Annotated in this window: 25 protein-coding genes; 9 read left to right on the top strand and 16 right to left on the bottom strand. The window is 60.0% G+C overall.

The genetic code is table 11. The features are described from left to right. Positions 1-375 precede the first annotated feature (375 nt). Entirely contained in the window at positions 376-534 is a 159-nt protein-coding gene (locus EN807_RS35775) for a hypothetical protein (RefSeq protein WP_189522608.1), read from the bottom strand. A gap of 13 nt (positions 535-547) precedes the next feature. On the opposite strand from EN807_RS35775, the gene EN807_RS29305 reads away from it, so the two are divergent. Both EN807_RS29305 and EN807_RS29300 read left to right on the top strand, forming a co-directional pair. Beyond that, entirely contained in the window at positions 548-952 is a 405-nt protein-coding gene (locus EN807_RS29305; protein WP_246684425.1) for a hypothetical protein, read from the top strand. Between the two features lie 406 nt (positions 953-1,358). After that, the gene (locus EN807_RS29300) at positions 1,359-1,700 is read left to right on the top strand and encodes a hypothetical protein (RefSeq protein WP_135937709.1); all 342 of its coding nucleotides are present in this window, start codon (positions 1,359-1,361) and stop codon (positions 1,698-1,700) included. A gap of 218 nt (positions 1,701-1,918) precedes the next feature. Here the strand turns inward: EN807_RS29300 and EN807_RS29295 are convergent, their stop codons facing one another. Both EN807_RS29295 and EN807_RS29290 read right to left on the bottom strand, forming a co-directional pair. Next, positions 1,919-2,161, bottom strand: a complete 243-nt coding sequence (locus EN807_RS29295; protein ID WP_135937708.1) for a hypothetical protein — start codon at positions 2,159-2,161, stop codon at positions 1,919-1,921. Further along, positions 2,161-2,349 carry a hypothetical protein gene (locus EN807_RS29290; protein ID WP_135937707.1) on the bottom strand — a complete coding sequence of 63 codons (189 nt, stop codon included), beginning with the start codon at positions 2,347-2,349 and terminating at the stop codon, positions 2,161-2,163. The genes EN807_RS29295 and EN807_RS29290 overlap by 1 nt, the downstream gene beginning before the upstream one ends. Before the next feature lie 121 nt (positions 2,350-2,470). On the opposite strand from EN807_RS29290, the gene EN807_RS29285 reads away from it, so the two are divergent. Both EN807_RS29285 and EN807_RS29280 read left to right on the top strand, forming a co-directional pair. Continuing rightward, positions 2,471-2,662 (top strand): hypothetical protein, encoded by a 192-nt coding sequence (locus tag EN807_RS29285; RefSeq protein WP_246684423.1) that lies wholly within the window; start codon positions 2,471-2,473, stop codon positions 2,660-2,662. Between the two features lie 43 nt (positions 2,663-2,705). Continuing rightward, the gene (locus tag EN807_RS29280) at positions 2,706-3,077 is read left to right on the top strand and encodes a hypothetical protein (RefSeq protein WP_135937706.1); all 372 of its coding nucleotides are present in this window, start codon (positions 2,706-2,708) and stop codon (positions 3,075-3,077) included. A 158-nt stretch (positions 3,078-3,235) separates the two neighbouring features. On the opposite strand, the gene EN807_RS29275 is transcribed toward EN807_RS29280, so the two are convergent. The 5 genes from EN807_RS29275 to EN807_RS29255 all read right to left on the bottom strand — a co-directional run bounded on the left by EN807_RS29275 (position 3,236) and on the right by EN807_RS29255 (position 8,525). Next, the gene (locus tag EN807_RS29275) at positions 3,236-3,526 is read right to left on the bottom strand and encodes a hypothetical protein (protein WP_135937705.1); all 291 of its coding nucleotides are present in this window, start codon (positions 3,524-3,526) and stop codon (positions 3,236-3,238) included. A 1,295-nt stretch (positions 3,527-4,821) separates the two neighbouring features. After that, complete coding sequence (locus EN807_RS29270) at positions 4,822-5,283, bottom strand: Panacea domain-containing protein (RefSeq protein ID WP_246684422.1); 462 nt, start codon at positions 5,281-5,283, stop codon at positions 4,822-4,824. Positions 5,284-5,305: 22 nt separating this feature from the next. Then, a complete protein-coding gene (locus EN807_RS29265; protein ID WP_135937703.1) occupies positions 5,306-5,905 on the bottom strand; it encodes a hypothetical protein in 600 nt (199 codons plus the stop codon). Positions 5,906-6,361: 456 nt separating this feature from the next. Continuing rightward, the gene (locus EN807_RS36810) at positions 6,362-6,943 is read right to left on the bottom strand and encodes a tyrosine-type recombinase/integrase (protein ID WP_246684421.1); all 582 of its coding nucleotides are present in this window, start codon (positions 6,941-6,943) and stop codon (positions 6,362-6,364) included. A 1,042-nt stretch (positions 6,944-7,985) separates the two neighbouring features. Further along, on the bottom strand, positions 7,986-8,525 hold the full coding sequence (locus EN807_RS29255; protein WP_281405225.1) for a pentapeptide repeat-containing protein: 540 nt from the start codon (positions 8,523-8,525) through the stop codon (positions 7,986-7,988). A gap of 211 nt (positions 8,526-8,736) precedes the next feature. Between EN807_RS29255 and asnB the strand changes: the two genes are divergently transcribed. Genes asnB through nadE form a run of 4 tightly spaced genes read left to right on the top strand, consistent with a single transcriptional unit; the run spans position 8,737 to position 13,526 of the window. Further along, positions 8,737-10,674 carry an asparagine synthase (glutamine-hydrolyzing) gene (gene asnB, locus EN807_RS29250; RefSeq protein WP_135937700.1) on the top strand — a complete coding sequence of 646 codons (1,938 nt, stop codon included), beginning with the start codon at positions 8,737-8,739 and terminating at the stop codon, positions 10,672-10,674. Positions 10,675-10,691: 17 nt separating this feature from the next. Continuing rightward, positions 10,692-10,952 (top strand): acyl carrier protein, encoded by a 261-nt coding sequence (locus EN807_RS29245; protein WP_135937699.1) that lies wholly within the window; start codon positions 10,692-10,694, stop codon positions 10,950-10,952. Between the two features lie 22 nt (positions 10,953-10,974). Beyond that, complete coding sequence (locus EN807_RS29240; protein ID WP_135937698.1) at positions 10,975-12,522, top strand: AMP-binding protein; 1,548 nt, start codon at positions 10,975-10,977, stop codon at positions 12,520-12,522. Then, complete coding sequence (gene nadE, locus EN807_RS29235; RefSeq protein WP_135937697.1) at positions 12,519-13,526, top strand: NAD(+) synthase; 1,008 nt, start codon at positions 12,519-12,521, stop codon at positions 13,524-13,526. Before EN807_RS29240 ends, nadE begins: the two co-directional genes overlap by 4 nt. Positions 13,527-13,558: 32 nt before the next feature. Here the strand turns inward: nadE and EN807_RS29230 are convergent, their stop codons facing one another. The 8 genes from EN807_RS29230 to EN807_RS29190 all read right to left on the bottom strand — a co-directional run bounded on the left by EN807_RS29230 (position 13,559) and on the right by EN807_RS29190 (position 22,183). Next, on the bottom strand, positions 13,559-14,674 hold the full coding sequence (locus EN807_RS29230; protein WP_135937696.1) for a hypothetical protein: 1,116 nt from the start codon (positions 14,672-14,674) through the stop codon (positions 13,559-13,561). 455 nt (positions 14,675-15,129) lie between these two features. Further along, positions 15,130-15,900 carry an SDR family oxidoreductase gene (locus EN807_RS29220; protein WP_135937695.1) on the bottom strand — a complete coding sequence of 257 codons (771 nt, stop codon included), beginning with the start codon at positions 15,898-15,900 and terminating at the stop codon, positions 15,130-15,132. Further along, entirely contained in the window at positions 15,897-16,892 is a 996-nt protein-coding gene (locus EN807_RS29215) for an ABC transporter permease (RefSeq protein ID WP_135937694.1), read from the bottom strand. Before EN807_RS29215 ends, EN807_RS29220 begins: the two co-directional genes overlap by 4 nt. A gap of 156 nt (positions 16,893-17,048) precedes the next feature. Further along, positions 17,049-18,089 carry a sugar ABC transporter substrate-binding protein gene (locus EN807_RS29210; RefSeq protein WP_135937693.1) on the bottom strand — a complete coding sequence of 347 codons (1,041 nt, stop codon included), beginning with the start codon at positions 18,087-18,089 and terminating at the stop codon, positions 17,049-17,051. A 39-nt stretch (positions 18,090-18,128) separates the two neighbouring features. Then, positions 18,129-18,893 (bottom strand): ATP-binding cassette domain-containing protein, encoded by a 765-nt coding sequence (locus EN807_RS29205; protein WP_135937692.1) that lies wholly within the window; start codon positions 18,891-18,893, stop codon positions 18,129-18,131. Further along, positions 18,890-20,056, bottom strand: coding sequence for an ROK family transcriptional regulator (locus EN807_RS29200; RefSeq protein WP_135937691.1), 1,167 nt, complete (start codon positions 20,054-20,056; stop codon positions 18,890-18,892). Before EN807_RS29200 ends, EN807_RS29205 begins: the two co-directional genes overlap by 4 nt. Before the next feature lie 187 nt (positions 20,057-20,243). Next, entirely contained in the window at positions 20,244-21,533 is a 1,290-nt protein-coding gene (locus EN807_RS29195; RefSeq protein WP_135937690.1) for a M23 family metallopeptidase, read from the bottom strand. A 182-nt stretch (positions 21,534-21,715) separates the two neighbouring features. Beyond that, entirely contained in the window at positions 21,716-22,183 is a 468-nt protein-coding gene (locus EN807_RS29190; RefSeq protein ID WP_135937689.1) for a peroxiredoxin, read from the bottom strand. A gap of 95 nt (positions 22,184-22,278) precedes the next feature. Here EN807_RS29190 and EN807_RS29185 point away from each other — a divergent pair, with 95 nt between their 5' ends. After that, the gene (locus tag EN807_RS29185; RefSeq protein WP_135937688.1) at positions 22,279-25,656 is read left to right on the top strand and encodes a DUF3971 domain-containing protein; all 3,378 of its coding nucleotides are present in this window, start codon (positions 22,279-22,281) and stop codon (positions 25,654-25,656) included. The last annotated feature ends 8 nt before the right edge of the window (positions 25,657-25,664 follow it).

Here is a 25,664-nt window from a genome sequence, read left to right as displayed (position 1 = left end):
GCTGCCCGGGAATTGATCGAGGTCGAGCGCATGGCACGAGATGCAAAGACAGCTCGGCTCCGGGAGCAGCGACTGAAGGCTGAAATCGCTTTTCCGGAGGCTTCGGCTGCAGAGCCGACGCCAGCACCGAAGAATCGCAAGACAGCGAAGGCCCGATAGCTCTCTCGTCGAACGGCTCTTCTCATCCGTTCGGACGTTGCGGGTCTTCACGGACACGTCACTCTTGAAGCTGGCGGGGCTTGACCCCAACCTGAACTCTCTTCCGATGCCCGCTGGTTCCGGCTAGCGGGCTTTTTTGCGTTTCCAGGTTACAGGTTTTTGGGGGGCAGGTAGTGACGCCGGCCATGCAGGAAGAGGTCAGCCGGCGCGACATGCCTAGGCGTCCATTTCCAGCCGATCATGGACCGGCTTATCGTGCCAGATCACTTGCCTGAGATCCAGCATATCGACCGGCTGGCCGCAGATCGGGCAGGTGTAAAAATGCTCCCCCTCGTTCTTGGGCGGGTGGCCGTGGCGCGTTCCGGGCGAGGCCAAGGCGATCTTTCACATGGTCGACCAGGCCGGACTCGAGGGGATGGTGTCCAAGCGCCGGGACAGCAAATATCGAAGCGGCCCGTCGACCAATTGGCTGAAGGCAAAATGCTACACCATCGGCGAGTTCGAGCTGCTGGGTGTCGAGCGCGAGGCCGGCAAGCCGGCATTCGCACTGATGGGCGAGATCGGCACGCGCAAATATGTCGGATCGGCCTTCATCAATCCGAGCCGCGCGATCCGCGAGCGGCTATGGAAGCGCGTCCAGGAGCACGCCGGGACGCCGCCGAAGGGGATGAAGCGGCCGGCGACGCAATGGGTCAAGCCAGGGCTGATCGGCCGCGTCAAGCACCTGCGCGGCGAGGAAGACCTGCGGCATGCCTCGCTGCTGGGTTTTGGTGACGAGGATCAGGACCACTGAAGGGGGTAGTGGGTCAGTTTGAAATCTGTCTCGCCTGAACGTGTCTTAACAGCCAAACGACATATCGTTCCATATCAAGCCTGCGAGCGGTTCCAAGTACACTTGCCCAGGTATCCTGCGGACTGGCGCCAGACGCGATCATGGCCGGTGCGTTGTGAAATGAGTCAGCGAGCATCCGTGCTTTGGATAGATCATCGCTCGCGCGAATTTCGATGAGAACGATGCCAAGAGCCATCAGAATATTTTCGTTCGTGATGGGTTTAGGATCAATCAATTGAGATGCCTTTCTTCCGGTACGGTTCGCGCACTATTGAGGAGTTGCACAGGCAAAAGTTGAGAGAGGAATATAGGAAAGAGAGAGAAGCGAAGAAGAAGAACAATCCCTTATCATGAGGCGATTATATATTTGACAGACCCATTGGTAAATCCCGCCTTCGCTGATATGAAAGGCGGAGATAATTGGGGAAGCTGTGCGATGTGGTTTTGGAAAAGCATCAAACGGCAGTTCATGGCCGTAGACTTGAGTTATGTCTGTGTGCCGCTTCGCGGCGCCTGGTCGTTTAGGTTCTTCATCAAGCTCGATCGAGCCAATGACAAGAAATTCGTGGAATTCAAATTTTGCCATTTAGGCGCGGCCGAGGCGCTGTGCAGTTTGAGCGTCGAAGAGTTCAATGACCTCGTTGATGGCGTCCTAAAAGTGAAGGCGGAACTAGAAAAGCCGCTACCCACCAGCGATACCCAGCCGTAGGGGAATGGCCCCCGTGAAAACCGGGCACGGCTGCTTGTTGGAATCGTCGCGCGCATTCAAATCAACTAATATTTGATTCGGTCTAACTCCAGACCGGCCACAGGACCCGCCCTGAACCCGGCGGGCCGGCGCGCACCGCAAAACCCGAAATCGCCGGCTCGGGAAGCGCACCGCTGAATTTCAAGCTGACCCGCTCCTAGTGGGCTTCCCCGCACGCATTATGGCGCGATGGCGCGCGCGATCGCGATCTGCGCCTCGACCTTGGCGTTTTCCTTTTGCGTCATATTGTCGGCCGCGATCAGGCGGCGCAGCGAGCGCATGACTTCGCCGCGCGTCCATCCGGCATCGACCATGCAGTCGAGAATCGCCTGAAATCCCGGCTCCAAGGCCTCCTGGCAGTCGATCTCGCAGTTGGGATATTCGCCCTCTCGTCTTGGCGGTCTGATCGTCCAGGCTTCCATCACAGATATCGCTCGCCTTCGGCGCGGTGCTCGAAACAGAACCAGTGAGATGGCTGCCGCGGCTTAGCAAATCCCCATCCGGCGTTCTTGCCGCAGCCGGGATGCTCGCACTTATGGTGCTGAATGCCGGGCCGCGTGACGGGCTCCATCGCACCAGGAAGGCGGATAATCTCGTCGCTCATCAGCATGTTCTCACTTCAGATTGGTGGAAAGATTCCGCAAGCCGTCTTGACGATCAAGGAAATGTTCCTTTTTTGTTCTTATGGCGCATGATCCGATTGATACCTTGGCAAGGCGACCCGGCATAACATGCTGGTCAAGGCCGAATGCAGTTGCGGAAACGTCCGCTATATGGCCGACCTGATGATGGTGTTCGGCGGCGGCAGAGATCCACAAAGCCTCAATTTCAGCTGCGATCAGTGCAAGCCGTCGATCAAGATCACGCTCCTGGAAGTGCATCCGGAACATCTGCCGAAGCGGCTCATGATCCACAAGCGATGAAGATCGGCCGAAAAATCGAGTGGTTTGTTGAGCGGTTCAGGGGATGAGCGAACGCCTAAAGGTCCGGTTCGCCTATCAGCGTGGCTGGCAAGTCGTGGACGGCAGCGCGGTCCTGAGCACCTTCGAGAACAAGGAGGGAGCGTTTCAGTTCCTTGTCGACCGTGGCGCCCGCGTCTGGTTGGAATGGAGCAGGACCGTCATCGGCGGGAAAGCACCGCCGTCTGACTTCGCTGCCAGTTTCATGCAGGATACAGTCGGTCGCATCCTGAAGACGCTCCACGGCACCGAGGCCGGGACATGGTTCTGGTCATGTTATGAAGGTGGCGCGAACGGGAGGGTCTTCACAAAGGACGAAGCGATCTTCGGCGTCGAGCGCGCCTATACCCGCCGTGTCGTCAAAGCTGACTGGCGGTAGGCCGGTGTGTTGAAGCCAGGTGCCCCGCAATGGGTCAATACGTCTGGCACCGCAATTGCATAGTTAGCAATACCGGGCACCCCAATGCACGGCACTGATGGGGCCCGTCGCTTCGCAAATGTAGCGGCGGGTCTTTTACATACCTGTCGCTCCCCAGCCTAGGCGCTGCCGTCCGTTTCGCTTTCCTCGTCGATCGTTCGGACTGGCAGATAGGCGTTTGTCTCCAGCCATTCGCGCAGCACGATCTGAATGAGATCGGATCTGCTGATTTTCATTTCAGCCGCGATGGAACTGAGAGCGTCCTCCGTTGCGGGCTCCAGCGGCACTCCTGAGACGTTTCGAAGCATCAAGGCGGCACGGCGGAGGATGACCTGTAGATCCGCGCGCGACATATCGGCGATAAGATCGGCAGCGCCTTCGAGCTCTTCCGCGATTAATCGGCGGGTCATTCAGAGTCACCTAGTAGTGGGAGTTCGCCGTTTCCCGGGCAAATCGGCACAAATCAGGCGGTGGTTCTCGACCCAGGTTCTCGCGCCCGAGAGACCCAATCATTTCCAAGACTGCTGCATAAGCAGGGATGGTTGGATTCGCGCCCATAACGAAAGATATAGCGTCTTCCCCCGTGGTTCTGAGATCGTCGGCGCTGCCGCGACACGGCCCAAGGTATTGCCACGCTGCAGCTATTTGTTTGCTCACGAAAGCATCCGATCCTGAAAGGCCCTGCGTTTGAGCGATCAAGTCAAGAGTGGAATTCCACTGGGTGAGGGTAAGAAATTCGGCGCTCGACTGGCTCGATAGAAAGCTAAGCGCGGAAACCAAAGACAGGATGATACGGCTCGGGAAAATATGACGGCATCCATCATCCATTGCGGACATAGCCACGAAGCGATGAACTGGCGGGTGTTTTCAACCATCCGCCGACGACTTGGCCTTGGACGCAATGCGGGCTTCGATCTTGCTGCTTAGGCGTCTCTTTGCTGAAACCACGGTAGCCAAGGTCCCGATGAAAACAGCATCCGCCCCTGATCCTATTTTGCGGCGCCGCGCGCTGATAAAACTAAAAACCGCGATGCTCCCGAAAAGACCAACCAACCCGACCAAAGCGTAAATCAACTTCCGTGAGCGAGCGTCGGTTTTCATCTTCTGGAAATCAATGGCGGACAGCCGGAGTTCTTGTTGGCTGGCCCCCCGACTAGGTTGGGCTGCTCATCGAGTAGGCTGCCTTGTCTGCCGATCGAACCGGCATGACGGTCGACACCGTCAACACAGCGGCCACAACGGCCAAGAACCCGAATTTGCGCATAGCCGTTCCCCGAAGTAGGGGATGATCATGGCGCGAATTCACCGCAACCGCAAGGCGAGCTACTCCGCCGCGCCGTTCGGCAGGAAGCCCTTGGCCTCCAGATCATCCACGATCACGGCTTCGCCTTCACGAGAAGGCGAACTGACAATCGTTTCGATCCGAAACGATAATGGGCCCGCTGCCTCACGGTGGCGGGCTTCATTTATGTCCTGCGCTTGACGCTGAACAGTATGGCTAGTGCTATACTCGCCACGGCGACCGTCCCTGCTATTAACGGAAGTGGCGCGGGCGCACCAACCCAGACAAGACTTCCGGCCCAGAGACCGAAGCAAATGGCGCCACACCAAAAGAACCCGATCGGATCGGAAAGCGGTGGTAAACCACTTAAGAATTTAAGCATTTGCTTCTGCCTTGCTGGCCGGCTGCTTCGGTGGCCGGGCGTTATAACTCCGCTAGCTGAGCCTCGACTTCTCTATAAGCTTCCGCCGACTTAACAAGATCAAGGCGGCTGCCACGAGATCCTGTCAACACAGGATACGTCGAGTACACGAGCTTTATAAACGCGTCCCAAGTCAGCCGCTTAGTTTGCTCAATTACGTGATCAAGGATCGCGGCTTCCTCATTCGAAACTCGATCGTCGGCAAGCCTGTCAGCGAGCACGATCGTTTCTTTTGGTTTTCCAAACATATTCTGTTCGGATTTCACTGAAAATGCCGAGTCTTCGAGTGCAAGATTATGAACGTCGTCAACGTAAGGCCCGAAGTGATTAAACTGCCACTCGATGCCCGTCATCTGGCGCTGGTGTTCGATGGCGGATTTCCAATCCGCCAGATAGATCATTTTAGTTAAGCGAGCTTTTGACAGCTCGTGTTTGTGGGGATAGTTGCGCACCAGATAGGTCATGACATTTCGAAGCTCAGCCATCTCAGAACCCCTTGTCGTGAGCATATTCTAGCGATGGTTCGTGTACCTGAAGCACTTCAAGCAAAAGTACGATTTCCTTTCCTGAACCGCCGCTCACGCGGCGCTCCAACATAGCTGCCGAGAAGCGGCCAGCAGCTGTGCTTTCAAAAACGATTATAGCATTTCTAGCAGTTTTTTGCGAATTCATCAGAGCGAAGGCTGCAACAGAACGAGGCTTCATTGTCATTGCTTGGACGACCTCGTTTGGGAGTTGCCACTCAGCTTCGCATCTGTCGAGATAAGCTTGAAGAGCGGCCTCTGGATCGGGAAGATCAGTGACCACGCATTTTCCTTCCCCAGATCGCCATGCTGCACCGATCACGCCCTGATTCGCTGGGTACACGCTGCGACCAGGCTTGTTGAGCTCCGGTCTCACAGAGAAGCGACCTACCATGGTAAAGGCTTCATCGGCATACCTGTAAACGCTGATCCGATCCTGACCATCGAATTTAAGCTCCTCAGCCAACACTTGCAGGCGCTTCGTCCATATATCGAAATAGTCGGTGCCGAAGCTGGCAATCAAACTCTGAAGTTTGAGGATCTCGTCTTTGGACGTGGTCAACTCATGTTCAAGGGTCCCTTGCCGACTGGTGCTATAGACGACGCCCGAGACCGTGATTACTAACGCCAAGACGGCAAGCGTTCTCGAATACCAAGTTGCGGACGAATCTGGGACGACCTCCAGGAGATTGGTGGCAAACGTCAATCCGATGGCAGACACTGCCAAGGCTACAGTGAGGAGATGGCGATCCAGATATCGCCCGACTCTGCGGAAAGCGCGCTCAATTCGACCCATCAAATCCCCGAATGTTCTGAGTCGTGCAAACCGATACTCGCCAGGAAAGGGGACGGAATCAATCGCGAACGTTCGCAATGGTTCACATACGTATATTCGATGCATATTCGACGCACCGACAGGGATTTTGGCTAAGTGGTTGAAATCTCTGGTACGCCCAAGGGGAATCGAACCCCTGTTACCGCCGTGAAAGGGCGCTTGCCAATTCTCAATATGACTCCTTTAGGTACCCATCGCTGCTGAGATAGCGGCCGAAACCTCATCCGCAGCAGCGATGAGCACTTGATCGACCCGTCTGATGTAGTGCCGCTCTGTGACGCCCTGCCGCGCGTGGCCAAGCATCTCGCCGATGGTGCCGCCGGAATAACCAAGATCGGCTGCTACGCTGGCAAACGTGCTTCGCAGCACCTTGGGCGATGCATCAATCGAAGCCAGTCGGAAGAGCTCAACCAACGACTTTTTATGTGGCGAGTGCCTCTGGCCGCGATTGGACGGGAAAACCCACCGATCGGATGACCGCTCAATAGCTTTCATCAATTCCAAAGCCGGTCGCCCGAGCGGTCGCCTGCTGCGACCGGTCTTCGTATCCTGCAAAGTCATCGTTTGCGATGAGACGTCAATTTCATCCCATCGTAAAGCAGCGGCCTCTCCAGGGCGCATTCCAGTAAGCGCCATGAGGCGACATAGCGCTACGGCAGATGTATTCACGAGGCCCTTGCGGACGGTCGGCGCTTTCCTCCCGGCCTTTTGTGCGGCATCGCGCGCGTCTTGAACGGCAAGCCACTCCAAACTAGCTTTTTGCATCGCAGCGCCGAGCCGATTTAATTCCTCTTGCGAGAGACGACGATCCGCGGGCTGTGATCGGTACCGGTCGGTGCCACTGCTCGGGCTCGGTCCGACTGCGTGTCCACGCTTGGTTCCCCAAGTCCAAATTCCACCCAAGAGTTCAGCGGTTCTAGTGGCGATGCCCGTGCCGCCAGTTACCCTTGAACGCCCCCGAGGCTTCGTACGTTCGTCCGCTTGGGTTTTTCCGGATGCAATTGCGTCGATCATCTTTTGGACGTCCGCGCGCGTCAGCCGATCAATTCGCACATGGCCTACAAGCGGCTTTATGTGACGAACAATCATGCCCCGATCGATTGCAACGGTGCTAGGCTTCTTAGGTCTTCCAAACCGGGTCACAACTAAACCAGCCTCTGCTGCCTCTAGGTACAAGTCGCAGAGATTGGAGACATTTGCAGCAGTGCGAGCGGCGCGCCTGTCAGCAACCGGATCGCCACCTCGCGCTATCTCCCCAAGACGGTCAGAGGCAAGCTTCCGAGCCGCGTCCAAGGACAGAGGCCCATACAAACCCAATGTCAGACGTCGGCTCTTTCCACTGATACGGGTGTCTAAAATGAAAACTTTCCGACCGGTTGGCAGGACCTTTATTCCGAACCCTGGCAGGCGGCCGCGATCCCAAATGATAAATGGGCGATCCCCGGGCGGCATCGTGTCCAATCTGCCCTTCGTTAATTCACCCATGGCCAATCGTCCTTTGACGCTGCTATAGCAGGCAAATAGCAGGCAGATCTGGGAAAGTCGAGGCTAATTTCAGCCCCGCGCAGAAAATTAGCAGCAGCAAAAAGGATGTGAAATCAGCTATATGGCCTATTTTAAGATAAGCCTAGAAAACATCAGAAACTGAAGGAGCCTTCGTTTACACCGAAGATGTCGGCGGTTCGAGCCCGTCATCGCCCACCATAAAATCAATAAGTTCCGCCCAGAAGACGAAGTTACCTCCGGGTTCATTGAACTCGGAGACAATTCAAAACGGCGCTCTCCCTCAAATGCCGGGGCTAAACACCTAGCAGCCTCTGTTATCTATGAGGCCGTCCGGCATTGTTGTGTTGCAAAGTTTCGCGTCCACAAGCAGCGCCGCATCTAAGTTGAGCACCAAATACAAATTTGCTTCCTCCAGGTTTGCGCCCGACAGCTGCACTTGCGCAAGGCGCGCGCCCCTTAGGCTTGCGCCAGTCAAGACCGCTCCTGACAGGCTCGCATTTGACAGGTTTGCGCCAGAAAGGCTCGCCTTCGACAGGTTCGCATTCGACAGATTCGCGCCAGACAAGTTCGTGTAATTTAGGCTGGCGCCAAATAGTTCCGCGCCGCAGAGATTCGCACGGCTAAGGTTCGCACCATTCATGTTTGCTTCTTTGAGGTCGACGCCCGTCAGGTTCGCATTGGTCAGGATCGCGCCTGGCAGATAGCTCCCCGTCATGCTTGCGCCCGATAGGCCGCAGTCTGCGCATATTGCCTTGGACCTGAGACGCTCGACCGCGGCTCGGGATTGCAAAAATCCATCGAGTGAACAAGCGATCTGTGACAGACCCGCTGAGCCGGCCACGGGCGGCAACGCGACTGCGCCGCCGTTGTCGAACAAAAGTTGCGTTTAGCGTTGAAATATACTTCTCTATCTGGACGAGATGATAAATCTAAAAAAGTACCTTTGTTTTTTAATTATTGTTAACCATGTGTTAGTCGAGGTTATCCGGTTAACGCTTGAGGAAACTATTGAGCTTATGTTTCGTACCTCGCTGATATATGAGTCTTAGGTAATGTGCGGATTCGGGGGCTATTTCGGTTCGATCCGGGATGCGGAAGCTTTGCTTGCGCGCATGATAGCTGCGATCGCCCATCGCGGGCCGGATGAGCAAGGGAAATTCGTAGCACCCGACGCTGGGCTCGGGCATGCGCGGCTGTCCGTGATCGGGATCGGTGATGGCCAGCAGCCGATGTCCGATGTATCGGGCAACTTGACCATTGCGTTCAACGGCGAGATTTTCAACTACCTGGAACTGCGCGAAGGGCTGATAGCCAAGGGCCGGCGCTTCCGTACGTCGAGCGACACAGAAGTCATCCTGCACCTGTATGACGAGATGGGCGAAGACTGCCTGCCGCTTCTGAACGGCGATTTCGCCTTCGCGATATGGGATAACAGGCGTCGGCGTATGGTGCTTGCACGAGACCGGATGGGTGTCCGGCCGCTGTTCTACACGAACAAGGACGGCGTGCTTTACTTCGCATCGGAAGTCAAAGCCCTCATGAAGGTCCCCGGCGTCTCAGCCGAAATTGATCCGATTGCACTCGACCAGATATTTACGCTGTGGGCGCCGATCGCTCCCCGCACGGCTTTTCGCAATATCCATGAGCTGGAGCCGGCAAGCGTGATGATCGCGACTCAGGGACAAGTCACGGTCAAACGCTATTGGCACCTCGACTATCCGCATCGGGACGCGCCGTCGACGGTCACGAACGAGGACGATGCGGCCGAGGAGCTGCAGGCGCTTTTGACCGATGCGGTGAGGCTTCGCATGCGCGCCGACGTGCCGGTCGGTTCTTATCTTTCGGGCGGGCTCGATTCGTCCCTTGTCTCGGCGCTTGCCGCCGGCATGACTCCTCTCAAGCTGCAGACATTTTCCGTGACGTTCGACAGCGCCGAGCACGACGAAAGCGCCTTCCAGACCGAGATGGCTTCAGCACTTGGCACCCATCATCGAACCATTGCCTGCCGTGCCGGCGATATCGCCGGTGTCTTCCCTGAAGTCATCCGCTTTGCCGAGCGGCCGATCATCCGCACGGCCCCGGCCCCCCTCTATCAATTATCCGGCCTCGTTCGCCAGGCTGGCCTGAAAGTGGTGCTGACTGGCGAGGGCGCCGACGAGGTCTTCGCAGGGTACGATGTCTTCAAGGAAGCGCGTGTTCGCCGGTTCTGCGGGCGGCAGCCGGCATCGCGCATGAGGCCACAGCTGTTCCGCAGGCTTTATCCCTATCTGCCGGGTCTGCAGCAGCAGTCAGTGGAGTACCTGGCTGCGTTCTTCGGCGCCGGTAACACTGCGCTCGACGATCCGCTGTTCTCGCATCGGTCGCGCTTCAAGACCACGGCGGCGGCGAAGATTTTCTTTTCCGGCGACCTGCGTGCGACGTTGAAGGGCTATGACGCGGCCGAGGAACTGGTCAGCCGGTTGCCCGAGGCATTTTCCCTGTGGCATCCACTGCATCAGGCACAATATCTCGAAACCCGCTTCCTTCTACCGGGTTATATCCTCTCCAGCCAAGGCGATCGCATGGCGATGGCGCATGGTATCGAAGGACGTTTCCCTTTCCTCGATCCTCGTTTGGTGGCATTCGCGGCAAGACTACCGCCGGAGATGAAGCTGAAGAGATTGGTGGAAAAGCACATACTGCGCAAGGCAGCCAAGCACCTGCTTCCGACGGCGATCCGGGAGCGCACCAAACAACCTTACCGAGCCCCGGACGCCAGCTCCTTTGTTGGAGCCGGAGAACTGGATTACGTACGCGACTGCTTGAGCGAAGCGAGCATCGCAGCCGGCGGACTATTCAACGCCAAGGCGGTGGCAAATCTTCATGAGAAATGCCGCGCGCAGCCAGTATCTGGGTTTCGCGACAACGCGGCCTTCGTCGGCATTTTGTCGACGCAGCTGTGGCAGAAAAATTTCACCGGCCAAGAGGTCGGTGCGGCACGAGCAGCCTGAGAATGGAAGGAAAGAAAATGGTTACAATCAAGGACAAGGTCAGAACTTTTATCGTCGACAACTTCCTGTTCGGCGACACGTCATACCAGCTGGCAGATACAGACTCGCTGATCGAGAACGACATCATAGACTCGACGGCCGTGCTGGAACTCGTGGCTTTCATAGAGGACAGTTTCGGCATAGCGATGGTCGATTCCGATATCGTGCCGGCCAACCTGGATTCGATTGACCGCCTCTCGTCCTTCATCAAGGCGAAAGCGGAAGCGTTGGCAGCGTAGGCACCGTCGGCGAGGAGCGTCCATGCGGATCGAACATTCTCTGGCCGCGAAGGCCGCTGCACATCCCGCCAAAACGGCATTGATCACCAAAGACAAAAGGCTGAGCTACGAAGAACTGGACGATCTTTCGAGCCGCCTGGCCACCGCCGTTTTCATGAATGGCGTCAGGCGAAACGACCGGGTCCTGATCTTCATGGACAATTGCTGGGAGGCCGCGGTTTCGATTTTCGCCGTCCTCAAGGCAGGGGCGACGTTCAGTCCGATCAACTCATCCACCAAGGCTGAAAAGCTTGCCTACATCATCGCCGATTGCGACGCTGCCGCGATCCTCACGCAGGCAAAACTGATGCCCGTGGTCGCCGAGGCATGCGGATCGAGCGGCAAGACCGGCATCTTCGTGGCTTCCACCGCTGGTACCGATGGCCAATGCCCGGCAGGGGCTGCATTCCTAGCGGACTGCCTGACGCTGGAAGCCAGCGAGATCGACCACGGCGGCATCGACGTCGATCTGGCTATGCTCATCTACACCTCAGGCTCAACGGGCCGGCCCAAGGGCGTGATGATGACGCACCGCAATTGCGACGCGGCCGCCGACTCCATCACCACCTATCTGCGCAACTCGCCAGACGACATCATCTTGAATGTTCTTCCCCTTGCCTTCGACTATGGCCTCTATCAGTTGCTGATGGCCGTCAGGCTCGGCGCCACGCTGGTGCTCGAAAAGTCCTTCGCTTTTCCTCAAGCGGTCTTTGAACGTATCCGCGAGGAGGGCGTCACCGGTCTTCCGCTCGTGCCCACGATGGCGGCGATGGTCTTGCAGATGCGTGACCTGACGCCGGGCTTCCTGCCCAGCCTTCGCTATATTTCGAATACGGCAGCGGCCTTGCCGCAGGCGCACATAGAACGTCTGCGTTTCCTTTTTCCCGGTGTCAGACTCTATTCGATGTATGGCCTGACGGAATGCAAGCGCTGCACCTACCTGCCGCCCGAGGAACTCGATCGCCGGCCGGGGTCGGTCGGCATAGCCATCCCGAACACCGAAGCCTTTGTCGTCGACGACCACGGGCAACGCGTGCCGCCAGGCGTTGCGGGTGAGTTGGTCATTCGCGGGCCGCATGTCATGCAGGGTTACTGGCGCAACGAAGCTGCAACCGAACGGGCCCTGCGGCCTGGCCCGAATCCTTGGGAGAAGGTTCTCTACACCGGCGATCTGTTCAGGACCGATGAGGATGGCTTTCTCTATTTCGTTGGGCGCAAGGACGACATCATAAAGACGCGGGGGGAGAAGGTGGCCCCGAAGGAGGTGGAGGCCGTGCTTCACGCCCATCCGGGCATCGCGGAGGCCGTTGTCGTCGGCGTGCCGGATCCGGTGCTTGGGCATGCGATCGGCGCACTCGTGATACGCTCGGACCCGAAGCTAATTGAAAAGGATGTCATGCGCCACTGCGCACGTCATCTGGAGGATTTCATGGTCCCCAAGGTCATCGAGTTCCGCTCGGAATTACCAAAAACGGATACTGGCAAGGTGAGCCGCCGGCTTGCTGCAGAGATGATGGAGGCCGCGCAATGAGTGTTCGCCCCAGCGACGACGCCCAGACCATTCTGGCGCAGGCCCTGGCGATCGACCCCGCCGCCGAAACGGACAGGATCGTCACCGCTTTGCGCCAGCAGTTGCGCGGTATTCGCAAGCGGGGTCTCACGCTCGGTCTTTCGGGTGGGATCGATTCAAGCGTTTCGGTGGCGTTGGCCGCGCGAGCCGTCGGGCCTCAGAATGTATTGTGCCTGTTCATGCCGGAAAACGATTCCGATCCGGAAAGTCTGCGGCTCGGCCGCGTTGTCGCCGACACTTTCGGTGTCGAGGCTATTGTGGAGGATATCGGGCCGGCTCTGCGCGCCATGGGCTGCTATGAGCGTCGCGACGCCTTCATCCGCGAACTGGTCCCGGAATATGGCGAAGGCTGGGCCTCGAAGATCGTGATCGCGAACGCGCTTGAGGGCGAAGGCTACAATATTTCGTCGCTGGTGGTGCAGGACCCCAAGGGCAAGCAGACGAAACTAAGAATGCCGCTGCCGGTCTATCTCGGTATCGTCGCCGCCACCAACATGAAACAGCGCACCCGCAAACAGATCGAATATTATCATGCCGATCGCTTGAACTTCGCCGTTCTTGGAACGCCGAACCGGCTGGAATACGATCAGGGTTTCTTCGTCAAGAACGGTGACGGCGCGGCTGACGTCAAGCCGATCGCACATCTCTATAAAACGCAGGTCTATGCGCTGGCGGCCTATCTCGGCGTTCCAGAGGAAATCCGCAACCGGCCGCCGACCACCGATACCTACTCGCTGGCGCAGACGCAGGAGGAGTTCTACTTCTCGCTTCCCTATGACCGTATGGATATTTGCCTTTGCGGCCTCAACAAAGGCGTGGCCGCCGAAGTGGTGGGGCAGACGGCGGGACTAACTGCCTCGCAAGTTGAACGCGTCTGGGCCGACATCGCCGCCAAACGCAAGGCGACGCGCTATCTGCACCTGCGCCCGCAACTCGTTGATGAGGTCGAGGAAGTCGGTACCTGAGCTACCTCTCGATCCGAGTCATCGGAAGCACTTCAGGTGAAGCGGCCGCCGATCAGCCGGCTCCACTGCTCGCCCGCAAGCCCGTTCAGGAAAGCTTGCGAGTTCTTCATGGCATCCAAAAGCTCTGGATCGCGTGAATGCACCACGGTCGAGGCAACAGTTAGGAAAGCTATGCGTCGCCCAAGCATTGCTTCCAGAAGTGCGGGTTGAATCCGTCCGCGCAGGCCGCTGACGCCGCGTACGGCGGCATGATCGATCAGGCAGTCGATTACCGCACCCGCCTGGCCGGGAAGGGCGAGAATCTGCAGCACGCGACCGATTTCATCTTTCCGTGCGTGATAGGCGAATGCGCCGACATTGGTGCCGACTGGCGATGTCACGGAAACGAAGACAAGCTCGCCCATATCCGGCTTTTGTGCCGCATCGGCCAGGATATGATCGAGCTGGCCTTCCGCCCACTCCGGGCGCAGGACGAACTGGGCGGTCAACGGTTCGACGAGCTTGGCAAACGTGCCGCTGTCGATTTCCGACGTCCGGAAGACGCCATGGCCTGCCCCGTCCGCCGCCACACCGGACCAGCGTCGTTCGCTGGACTTCATTCGCCTGCAATAAAATCGGTCGAGGGCATGCGCAAACGGATTGAACATTCGGGCAAGCTTCATGCGACTGGCGGACAGGCTGAGCACAAAGCTCGACGGCCGCATCACGCGTACCCAATCGAGACTGTATTGCGGCAGGACCACGCCACGCAGCCGTGTCCACAACCTTGCGGAGATGTCGTTGGCCGTCTCGCTGAAAGAGATGTCCTGCGGACCATCCAGGTAAGCTTTCAACAAGCGGGCTCCGGCCATCGGGTCGTGCTCATGATCCTCGACCATGAGCGAGCTGCAAATGGCGGCGTGTAATTGCCGGCCGTTGAACTGCATCGGCAATGCGTGAACGCCGACAAACCCGGAGACGCGGCCGGCGTCGTTGACATGGACTAGCGACCGGAGATCGCCTCCGCAACCGGGCGCCTCCAGATAAAACCGTCTCATATATTCGATGAGCGAGGCCGGCGCTTCGGTCCGCTCTTTGCGAAGCACGCGTTGAAACATGCCTGCGACTGCCGGAAGATCGGCACCTTCCAGGGCGCGAATGACGCTCAAGCCCGGCTCCCGCCACCGGAGTCCCGTCCACCGCGTGTCCGGACCATGGCGACGCCAGGCTCCCCATCGGCCATCGCGGCGACCGTCGGGTGTTCGTGGCGGTGCGATCTCGCCCAGTTGCAATCGCTCCGATGGCCGAAAGGAGAGCTGAAATGCTGCGGCAAGGTAGGCCCTTTGCTTGATCATGAAAACGAGCGTCGTTGCTGTTACCAACTTCGGGTAAACCGATGTTAAAGTATTGGTAGCGAATCGGCTTTTATCGACGCGACTCACGCCTTGTTTCCTCGGCGCCGCGGCACGTCTGGCGAGGCCTCAGCCTGCAACTTCCGGCGCGAAGCCAAGTCGCGGCTACGATCCTTGCCGGCGTCGCCGTTCTTGAGACGAACCATGGCAAGTGCTGCATGATCTGCCGCTGTTGCCTGGTGCAGGAAAAAAACCGGCGACGAAATCGAGGATCATGGCGGAAGGAGCCGAAAATCCTTGCCCTCGGGCAGCAGCTGCCCACCGTCGACGATTATGGTCGTGCCGGTGATATAGCTCGCATCGTCCGACGCCAGGAACAGGAAGGCATTGGCCACGTCGCGCGGGCTGCCGAGGCGGCCGAGCGGTATGGAGTCCTCCATGTTCTTTATATAGGCCGCGCCGCGGTGCAGCTGGATTGCTTCGGTGAGAATGTTGCCGGGCTCGACGCCGTTGACGGTGATGCCATAGCCCGAGAATTCGAGAGCGGCCGACCGGATCAGGCCGTTGATGCCGGCCTTGGTCGCCGAATAGTGGCCGTGACCAGGGCTGGTGACGTGCGGGCCGGTGATGGAGGAGGTGAACAGCATGCGGCCAAAGTGCTGCGCCTTCATCGGAACGAGTGCGGCACGGGCGGCATTGAAGGTGCCGCGCAAATTGACCGCCATGACGCGGTCCCAGTCCTCCGGACTGGTGTTCTCCAGCAACTGCCAGGGATAGATGCCGGCATTCTGGACCATGATGTCGAGACGGCCGTGATGGTCGAGCGCCAGCGCAACGGCGGCCTCCGCATCCGCCATCCGCGAGATGTCGGTGCGAATGAAGGCAGCGCCGAGCTCGTCCGCGGCCGCTTGCCCCGCCTCGACCTCGGTATCGGCCAGGACCAGCTTCGCGCCCTCTTCGGCAAAGCGCTGTGCGATGCCCTTACCGATGCCGCGCGCACTGCCGACGATCAGCGCGACCTTGTCTTTGAGACGCCCGGTCATGCCAGCCTCTGGCGAATGGTTTGCTTGAAAGCGTCGAGCAGCACGGCGGCAAGCACGAGCAGGCCGTGGATCACCTGGGTGAAGTTGGCCGGAAGGCTCATGAGGTTGATCGCCGTGTTGATGGCCGACAGCAAAAGCACGCCGGCATAGACGCCGGGCAGGGTGCCGACGCCGCCCTTCAGGCTGACACCGCCGATGACGACGGCGGCGAACGCGTTGAACAGCAGGCCGACGCCGAGATTGGCGGTGGCGCCCGAGGTGCGAATCGCCAGCAGCCAGCCGGCAAGGCCGGCGATGGCGCCAGCGAGAACAAACGCAACAACAAGGTTGCGGTTGACGCGGATGCCGGCTCGGAAGGTTGCAGTCTCGTTGCCGCCGATCATGACGAGATGCCTTCCGAAGGGTGTCTTGGCCATGATTAGCGAGAAGATTACGAAACACGAAATGGCGATCCAGGCGGTGAGGGGCAGGCCAAGGAGGCGCTGAATGCCGAACCAGCGGATCGCCGGCGCAAGATCTTGCGCAGAGCGGCCGCCGGAAATGACCAGCACGAGGCCGCGCACCCAGATGTAGGACGCGAGCGTGATGATGAAGGCACTCATCTTCACCTTCACGACCAAATAGCCGTTGATGGAGCCTATGATGCCGCCGACAACTAGGGCAAGCAGCAGCGAAACCGGAACCATCAGCCATTCCGGCTGCAATTGAACGCCAAGGCCGATGCCCGCCGAGCAGAACAGGATACCGACCGCCATGGCGCCGAGCGCCGCCACGGATTCGACCGACAGGTCCATATGTCCGGTGATGATGACCAGCGCCAGGCCGATCGACATGACGCCAAGCACGCTCGACGCCTCTATGATGTTGGCGAAGATGCCCAGCTGGAAGTAGTTCGGAATGAAGATGGAGAAGACCACCAGCACGAAGACCAGCATGAACCAGACGAGGTTATCGAGGGCGAACTCGAGGGCGTGGCGCGTGCGGGGATTCATGTGCTGATCCAGCTGGCGCATGATCCGAAACCAATTCGGTTTTCGGGAACCGCGCGGATTGAAATTGCTGCAGCGTTCCTCGCGCCTCCGTTCGGACGCGCCGGGCTGCAGTGGTGGGCTCCGGGCCAGCGTGGCCCGAAGCCCAAGGCGACTTTGCTATTCGACCGGCTTCACCGTGTCCGAAGGTGGCTTCATATTGCCCCAGAAGGCCGGGTTATCGACATTTTCCTTGGTGATCGCAGCGCCGGGGATCTTGATGTTCGGCCCCCAGGCTTCCTTGGTCACGGTCGACTTCAGGCCGAGCACGTCGTACTCTCCCGGCTTGATCTCCTGTTTGTTGACGACCTTGTCCATAAACATGGCGACGGCGGCGGCCTGAGCGTAGAGCGGCTGCTCAACTTCGACGTTGAGCCAGCCCTTGCGGATCAGGTCAAGGCCGACCGGCGCGCCATTCGAGCTCATTAGCATAACGTCGCCCGGTTTCTTGCCCGCGGCCTCGAGCGAGGCGACGGCAGCGACCGAGAGATGCGCGGCGTGGCTGAAGATCAGGTCGATATCCGGGTTGGCGAGCATCTGGTCGGCAACGATGGTGCCGGCATTGCTGGCTTCCCATTGCATGGCCGGAACCGAGATGATCTTGACGTCCGGGAACGCCTTCATCTTCTCCTCGAAACCCTTCTGGATGTCGAGCGTGTAGGGGTCGCCAGGATCGCCAAGCACCTGGAGGATCTTGCCTTTCACCGATCCGTTCTTCGCCTTCAAGAGCTTCTCGGCCTGATCGGCGGCAATCTGGCCGATCTCGACCGTTCCCGCCACCGACGTGAAGTCGGACGGTGTCGAGGTGATCTGGCGATCGAATTCGACAACCGGGATGCCGGCGGCTCGGGCGGCCTCGATGGACGGCTTCAGAGCATTGAAATCGACGGCGGCAAGAATGATCGCCGACGGCTTGAGCGCGATAACGTCGTTCATTTGCGATTGCTGAGCGTCGGTCTTGTTGTCGGCGTTCAGCGTCTTCATCTCGTAGCCGACCTGCTTCAGGAACATCTCCAGAGCGCTCACCGAGCCGGTCTGGAATTCGTCGAGCAATGTCGGCACCAGATAGTAGACGGTGCCCTTGGACTGGGCGAATGCCGGCGTGAGCGTGGCAAAGGCCAGTGCCAGGATACCGAAGACGGAAAGAAGTATTTTCTTCATGTCGTTCGCTCCTCTTGCGCCGGACCCCTCATTTGCCCCTCAGCCTGCCAGTCCGGCACCGGCAAGCGTCTCTCCGGTGATCATGTTGATCACCGCGTCGGGACTTGTTTTGTTGCGCGCGACATCGCCTGCCACGACACCTTGCCGGATCACCACGATCCGGTCGGCGACCTGGAAGGCCTGCTGCATGATATGGGTGATGATGACGACGCCGATACCTTGGCTGGCCACCTGGCGGATCATGTCGAGACCGCGCCGTGTCTGCTCGACACCGAGTGCCGCGAACGGCTCGTCGAGAAGCACGAGCTTGCCGCCAAAATGCACGAATCGGTTGAGCTCGATGGCCTGCCGCTGGCCGCCCGAGAGGTGCTCGACATTGGTTCTGAGCGAAGGGATGCGCGTGCCGGCGCTGGCCAGCGCCTTTTCGACCACCTGCTCCATGGCGGGTTCGTCGAGCAGGGGAACGCCAAGAAATTTCCTGGTGATCTCGCGGCCCATGAAGAAATTGGCCACCACGTCGACATTGGTGCAAAGCGAGAGGTCCTGGTAGACGGTCTCGATCCCGGCGGCCTTGGCCTCGGCGGGAGATTTGGCGAGGAATTCCTTGCCCTCGAACAGCATGCGACCGGAGGTCGGCTCCAGGCCTCCGGCGATGATCTTGACCAGTGTCGATTTGCCGGCGCCATTGTCACCCAAAAGCGCCACCACTTCGCCCTTGCCGATCGAGAAGCTGATGCCCTTGAGCGCTTCGATCGCGCCATAGTTCTTGGCGACGTTGTCGAGCACCAGCAGAGGTTCATTCATGCCGCGATCCCCTTGCCTTGCAGGATATCTCGCCCGCGTTCGCGCTCGGCGGTGAATATCTGGCCGAATCGCGGCGAAAGCACCCCCGAGACGGCAAGCGCTGCGGCACCGCGCAACACCGCATGCTGGCCGCCGCGTGCGACTGTGACACGCGGCGCCGTGCGGTCCTTTCGCGCCGAGATCGAGTTGGGAAGGTTCGCAACCGAACCGGCCAGCCGTTCAAGTAAATCGGTGGACGCCAGTCCGCCGAGGATGATGGTTTCGGGATCGAACAGGTTCTCGATGATGGTGATGGCGTTGCGGAAGATCGGCCCGACTTCATCAACCCAATCGGCGCCGCTGATGTTCCGGCGCCGCAGCGCCTCGAGCGAGAGGTATCTTTCGAGGCAGCCGCGATTGCCGCAGGGGCACGGCTCGCCACCCGGCACGACAGGAATGTGTCCGATTTCGCCGGCATTTCCCCAGGCGCCGCGCAGCGCGCTTCCGTCATGAACCATGACGCCGCCAAGACCGACACCAAAATAGAGATAGTAGTATTCGGAATATCCCGTCCCGAGGCCATACAGGCGCTCACCCATTGCCGCGGCCGCCATGTCGGTCTCAAAAAACGCGGGCAGCCCGGTCGATGCCTCCAGCCGTTCTCGAAGCGCCACGTCCTTCCAGCCGGTCATCGTCGTCGGGCCGATAAAGCTCATCGACTCCACGCCGAAAGGGCCGGGCAGCGCCATGCCGATGCCGAGAACGCGACCGCCAGGCCGCAGTCGGGTCAATTCAAGCACCATCGCGCCGATCAGATCGAAGGCATGGTCGGGCGTTGCGTTGGAGGCCTCGCGATAGGTGCTCTCGATCACGTCTCCGCTCAAGTTGATCAGCGCCGCATTGATACCCAGCGGGGTGACATGGATGCCGACGGCATAGCCGCCCTCCGGGTTGATCCGCAGGGTCGCCGGAGGCAGCCCGCGCCCCCGCGGCTCTTCGCGCATGGACAGAACGTAGCCGTGTTCTTCCAGTTCGCGAACGATGGTCGATACCGTTTGCACGGTGAGCCCGACCCGCCGGGCAATGTCGCCGCGGGCGATCGGACCGTGAAGGCGGATGGATTCGAGGACGATGCGCCTGTTGTAAGGCCGCCCGAATTCCTGATTGGTCCCCCGCAGTGCCATGTCTTGCGTCCCTAGGAGACGTTGAGGTTCGCACCGAATATTTATTCAGTCAAATGGAATTCAAAAATAACAAATGACTTCCGCGTTTGATGCCTCGGTCCCGGGTTCACCAGCGACACGGAGCAGAGCAGAGGCCGCTATCAGATGGAAAACGGCCAGATCTGTCTTAATCAAGAAGATGCGGGCTTCAGAGATACTGCGCGACCTTCTTGCCGACCCTTAGGAAGCGCAGCGGGTCGATGGCTTCGCCATTGTGGCGGATCTCGTAATGCAGATGCGGGCCGGTCGAGCGGCCGCTGCTGCCGGTCTTGCCGATGACGTCGCCGGCATTGAGTCTCTTGCCGACGGTCACGTTGATTTTGCTGAGATGCCCATAGCGCGTCGCAAAGCCGTTGCCATGGTCGACCTCGACCATGCGGCCATAGCCGCCGTTCCAGCCGGCCTTGACGACGACGCCGGGCGCCGTCACCTTGGCAGGCATTCCGGTCGGCGCCCTGAAATCCATCCCCGAATGCAGCGCGGCGGTGCCGAGGAGCGGATCGGTGCGCACGCCGAACGGGCTGGTGACCGAGCGACCGGGGGCGGGATTGGCGAGCGGCAGCCGTCGCGCCTCCGTCTTCAGACGATCGAGCGCGTCCAGCGCCTCGTCGAGTTCCCTTACCTTGCTGTCGAAGGTCATCGAACTGTCGAGTGGTATCAGCGGACCACCGGTATCGCTTTTGCCGAAATCGCTGTCGACCGGCAGGCCAGCCGCCTCGAGCGCCTGAGAGATTGCATCGGCGTTTCTGTAGGCGTTGTCGGCAAGCGTGGTGATGCGGGTGAGCTGCTGGCTCTCTATGGCCTTGAGCGACTCGTTGATCGATACGAACAGCTTGTCGGCACGATCGGCCGCCGTATCGCTCGGCAGCGGATCGGAGCGGGTCGACCATAGGGAGAACGGCCTGGTATCGCCGGCGCCAAGGTTGGCGCCGACGCTGGCAACCGAATAGGACTGCGGCTGGGCGTCGGTTACGTCGGCGCGTTTTTCCGGCTTTGCGGACGCAGCAGTGCCTGCGGCAGGTGGCGCTCCGACTTCACTCTCGCCGCGTTTGAGGAGCGGGCCGAGGCGGCCATGGCGCAGACTGAGCTGGGTCTGTCGTTCCAGCAGTTCGCCAACCTTGGTTTCCATGAGCTGCTGGTCGAGAAGCTGACGGCTGGTGATCCGGTCGACCTGGGCGCGCAGTGCGGAGATGCGGTCCTCATAGGCCTGCTGCATGCGCGCCTGCCGTGCCGTGGTCGCGCCGATCAGGTCGTCGCGCAGCACGAGATAGGAGGTCGCCAGCAGGTAGCCTATGGCCATCGCCGCCAGCGCGGAGCCGCAAAATGCGGCAACCCATGGACGTATGGTGAAATGCCTGATCTCGTTGCCCCGGGCGATAATCACCGTGTGGGGCTCCTTGCGCCTGCCGAAGACCGTTGACTGACTGGCTACGTTCACGGGACCAAGCTTTCGTACGATACCAACGACAAGCCTGATTACACATCATTAAGGTTAACGGTCGGTTGCTGGCGCCCAACTCCTTGCAGCCCATGGGTTGCAGCTGGATTGCCATGAGGGCATGAGGCGCAGGCTTCAGCGCTGCCTCACATGGGGCTCTCAGCCCACAGCCAACGTCGCTATCAAAGCGCGCGGACGGCCTCCAGCACCGCCTCGGCATGGCCGTTGACGCGAACGTTTCGCCAGATCCGGGCTATCCGTCCGTCGCTGCCGATCAGGAACGTTGCGCGCTCTACGCCCATATAGCGGCGGCCATAGAGCTTCTTCTCGACCCACAGATGATAGGCTTCGATCACCTTGCGCTCCTCGTCGGCGACGAGGTCGACGGTCAGATCGTATTTTGATTTGAATTTGTCGTGTTTTCGGACGCTGTCCGGCGACAGGCCGATGACGGCGGCGCCGAGCTTTTCGAACTCCGGCTTCAACTGCGAAAAGCCGATCGCCTCATTGGTACAGCCTGTGGTGTCGTCTTGCGGATAGAAGTAAAGCACGACCGGCTTTCCCAGCAAAGACGCGAGGCTGAGGGAGCCGCCGCCGTCGCGGGGAAGGTCGAACTGCGGCGCAAGGTCGCCGAGGTCGAGATCAGCCATATCGATGCCCTTGTTTGAGGTTACGCGCGACGCCTCATCGATATATTGTCGCACCGGGATTCGTCCACGGTCGAGTTCGTTCAACGGAAAATTGTGTGGATCAGGAGCAGCCGCAGCACGAGAAGATCAGATTCAGGCGTGATGAGATCACCGACCTGGGTGCCTTCCCGTCCGCGTGCCGCGTACCGCCGCTCGGCCAGGCGTCGATCGGCCGCGGCGTTCGTATTCTTGCGCGGCTGTTTGCCGGCCTTGTGGTGCTGGTGCTGCTGGCCACCGCCGCTGTGTATGCGATCGGCATGTCCGGTTTCGGCGCCGAGCGGCTGCGGGCCGAAGCGGAAACGGCCATCGAGAAATTGGCCGGCGTCGATGTCGATGTTGCGGTCGGGCCGGCCCGTCTCACGCTCGACGGATCGAGCTTCATCGCGCTGCAGGTCAGCGACGTCAGCCTCCAGACCGCCGACGGCAAACCGATGGCCGATGCTGGGCGTGTCCGCTTCGGCATAAGGCTGATACCGCTGCTTTCGGGCGAGGTGCGGCTTACCAGCGCCAGGATTTCCGATGCGCGCATCGTTATGGCGGCGCTGCCGTCGGGTGGCGACTGGACGGCGGCGCTGCGCAATGACGACGGCCTCATCGACCCGGAAAGACTGGCCGGCACGGTCTTTGCCAGCATCAACCACGCGCTCGATGCGGTGCGCGAGGATTCGATGCGCCGGATCGACCTCCGCAATGTCGACCTCGTTCTGCCCGAGTCCGGATCGGTCAAACTGGTCAGGATCACAGATGCCACCGTTGGGCAGTCGGGGCCGGGCGGCATGGAGTTTTCATCCGACGCGGAGATCGATGGCAGGGCACTCACCATCGCCGCCTCAGCGACCCGCGATACGACGACGCGGCGCGTGACGGCGTTGGATGCCAGCGTCGATATAGCGGAGATTAACGAGGCTGCGGCAGGTGGGACGCTGGGCGCAATTGCCTTGAAGCTGGCGGGATCGGAAGGATCCGGCGAAAATGCGTCGCGGCTGACGGCCTCGTTGTCGTTCGCCGGTTCCGTGCTCGATCTCGGCCCGCGTGGGATGCTTCCAGCCGACGTCGATCTCGCTGCGACGCTTGTCGCCGGCGCCAACAAGATCCAGGTGGACCGGCTGCAAGTGAGGACCGGTCGCTCGACATTCGATTTCGCCGGTTCGATCGGGCCGAAGCCGGCGGCTGGAACAGTGGGCGAGGAGCCGTCCTACCGCTACGACCTAACGAGCGACCGTTCGACGCTGGCGCCTTCGGAATCGTCTGAACCAGCGCTCGATTTCATGGCCCGCGTTGCCGGCGTCTACCAGACCCGGAGCCGCAAGCTCGTGGCCGAGCAGATCGGGATCAGGTCCGGGTCCGCCAGCGAGGCGCTGGGCACGGCTTCGGTCGAGTTCGTCGAGGGAAAGGTGCCAGGCATATCTGTCGCCTTCAACGTCCACGACATGCCGGTCTCGCATGTCAAGCAGTTGTGGCCCTGGTTTTCCGCGCGAAATGCTCGCCTGTGGGTGCTGGAGAACCTGTTCGGCGGCCGCGTCGTCGACGCGAGCCTGCAGTTCCAGGTCGTGCCCGGGCGCCTGGGCAACGGGATACCGCTTTCATCAGATGAAGTGTTCGGCCGTTTCCAGATCGAAGGATCGCGCTTCGATACGGCCGGTCACATTCCGCCGATACGCGATGCCGTCGGTGTTGTCGAATTCCACGGCAATGACGTCGACGTCGCTTTGTCCTCGGGCAACGTTTATATGGCCAGCGGCCGCACGGTGGCGGCAAGCAACGGCACGTTGAAGGTCAAGGCGGCGAACCGCCCGCCGGTGATCGGCGCGCTCGATATCGACGTCGCCGGGGAGGCGTCCGCAATCGCCGAGCTCGCCTCCTACGAGCCGATTGATGCCATGCGCCACGTCGGCCTGCTGCCGGACGAACTGTCCGGCACGGTGACCGGCCATGTCAAGGCTGACATTCCGCTGCAGGCCGGCGTCGACAGCTCGAAACTCGATTGGCTGGTGGCGCTCGATTACAAAGACCTGTCGTTGAGCAAGCCGTTCGAGGACCAGACCGTAACCGACGCCGACGGTTCGATCACCGTCGAACCCGAGAAGGCCGTGATCGCCGCCAAGGCGCTGCTCAACGGCATTCCAGCCGAACTCGACCTGATCGAGCCGCTCAGGGATGGCGGACCACCACGCAGCCGGAAAGTGGCGCTGGTGCTCGACGACAAGATGCGTGCAGCCGCCATGCCTGGCCTGTCGGCGCTGCTTTCCGGAACCATCAAGGTTGCGATCGACAAGAGCGGCACGGGCAACCAGACCGTTTCGGCGGATCTGACCAATGCCAGGCTGGATATTCCCTGGGCAGGCTGGAGCAAGGGGCCCGGCATTCCAGCCAATGTCACATTTGCCATGGCCAAGTCCGGCGACACCACGACGCTGTCCGACTTCGACCTGAATGGAAAGACTTTTTCAATCGACGGCGGCGTGGTGCTGGTCAAAGGCGCGCTGTCCTCGGCGCGGTTCAGCAAGGTCACGTTGAACCGGGGAGACGACGTTGCCGTGTCGGTGAAACGATCGGGCAAGGGCTATGCAATCGACATCGCCGGGAACGCGCTGGACGCGCGCTCGCTGATCAAGCAATTCACGTCCGATGTCGACACCGCCACCAAGGCCACGGGTTCCGACGCGATTTCGGTGAGCGCCGATGTCAATTCCCTGACCGGTTTCCACAACGAAAGACTGTCGAACCTGAAGCTCGACTACAGCGCCGCCGGTTCCAGGGTGAACGGGCTCAAGGTGAGCGCCACGGCAAGTTCGGGTGCTGCCATAAGCATCAGCAATACGACCGGCGCGGGCAGGCGCGCCCTCAACGTGACGTCGGCCGATGCCGGCGCCATCCTGCGGTTCCTCAACATCTACGAGCATATGGAGGGCGGTTCGATCACGCTGGCGCTCGCCGGGGCAAGCGATGGGCCGATGAAGGGCCAGGTCGACTCGCATGACTTCTTCGTGGTCAACGAGCCGAAACTCGCCTCGCTCGTATCGACGACGCCGGCGGGCGACAGCCGCAGCCTCAACGAAGCTGTCAAAGCCAATATCGACACGTCGAGAGTGAAGTTCGAGCGCGGCTTTTCCGAGATCGAAAAGGGCGCCGGCTATCTGAAGCTGGCTAATGGCGTGCTGCGCGGCCCGCGTATCGGCACCACCTTCCAGGGCACGCTCTACGACCAGAACAACAATATGGACATGACCGGCACCTTCATGCCGGTCTATGGCCTCAACCGTATCTTCGGCGAACTGCCGCTGTTTGGCGCGCTGCTCGGCAATGGCCGCGATCGCGGCCTGATCGGCGTGACTTACCGGCTCAGGGGCGATGCAAACAAGCCGAAACTGGACGTCAATCCGCTGTCGGTGATCGCGCCCGGAATTTTCAGGTCGATTTTTGAGTATCGGTGAGGCGGCCG

This window comes from Mesorhizobium sp. M5C.F.Ca.ET.164.01.1.1, assembly GCF_004792125.1.
Taxonomy (GTDB): domain Bacteria; phylum Pseudomonadota; class Alphaproteobacteria; order Rhizobiales; family Rhizobiaceae; genus Mesorhizobium; species Mesorhizobium wenxiniae.
This window is presented reverse-complemented; position numbering and strand designations above follow the sequence as displayed.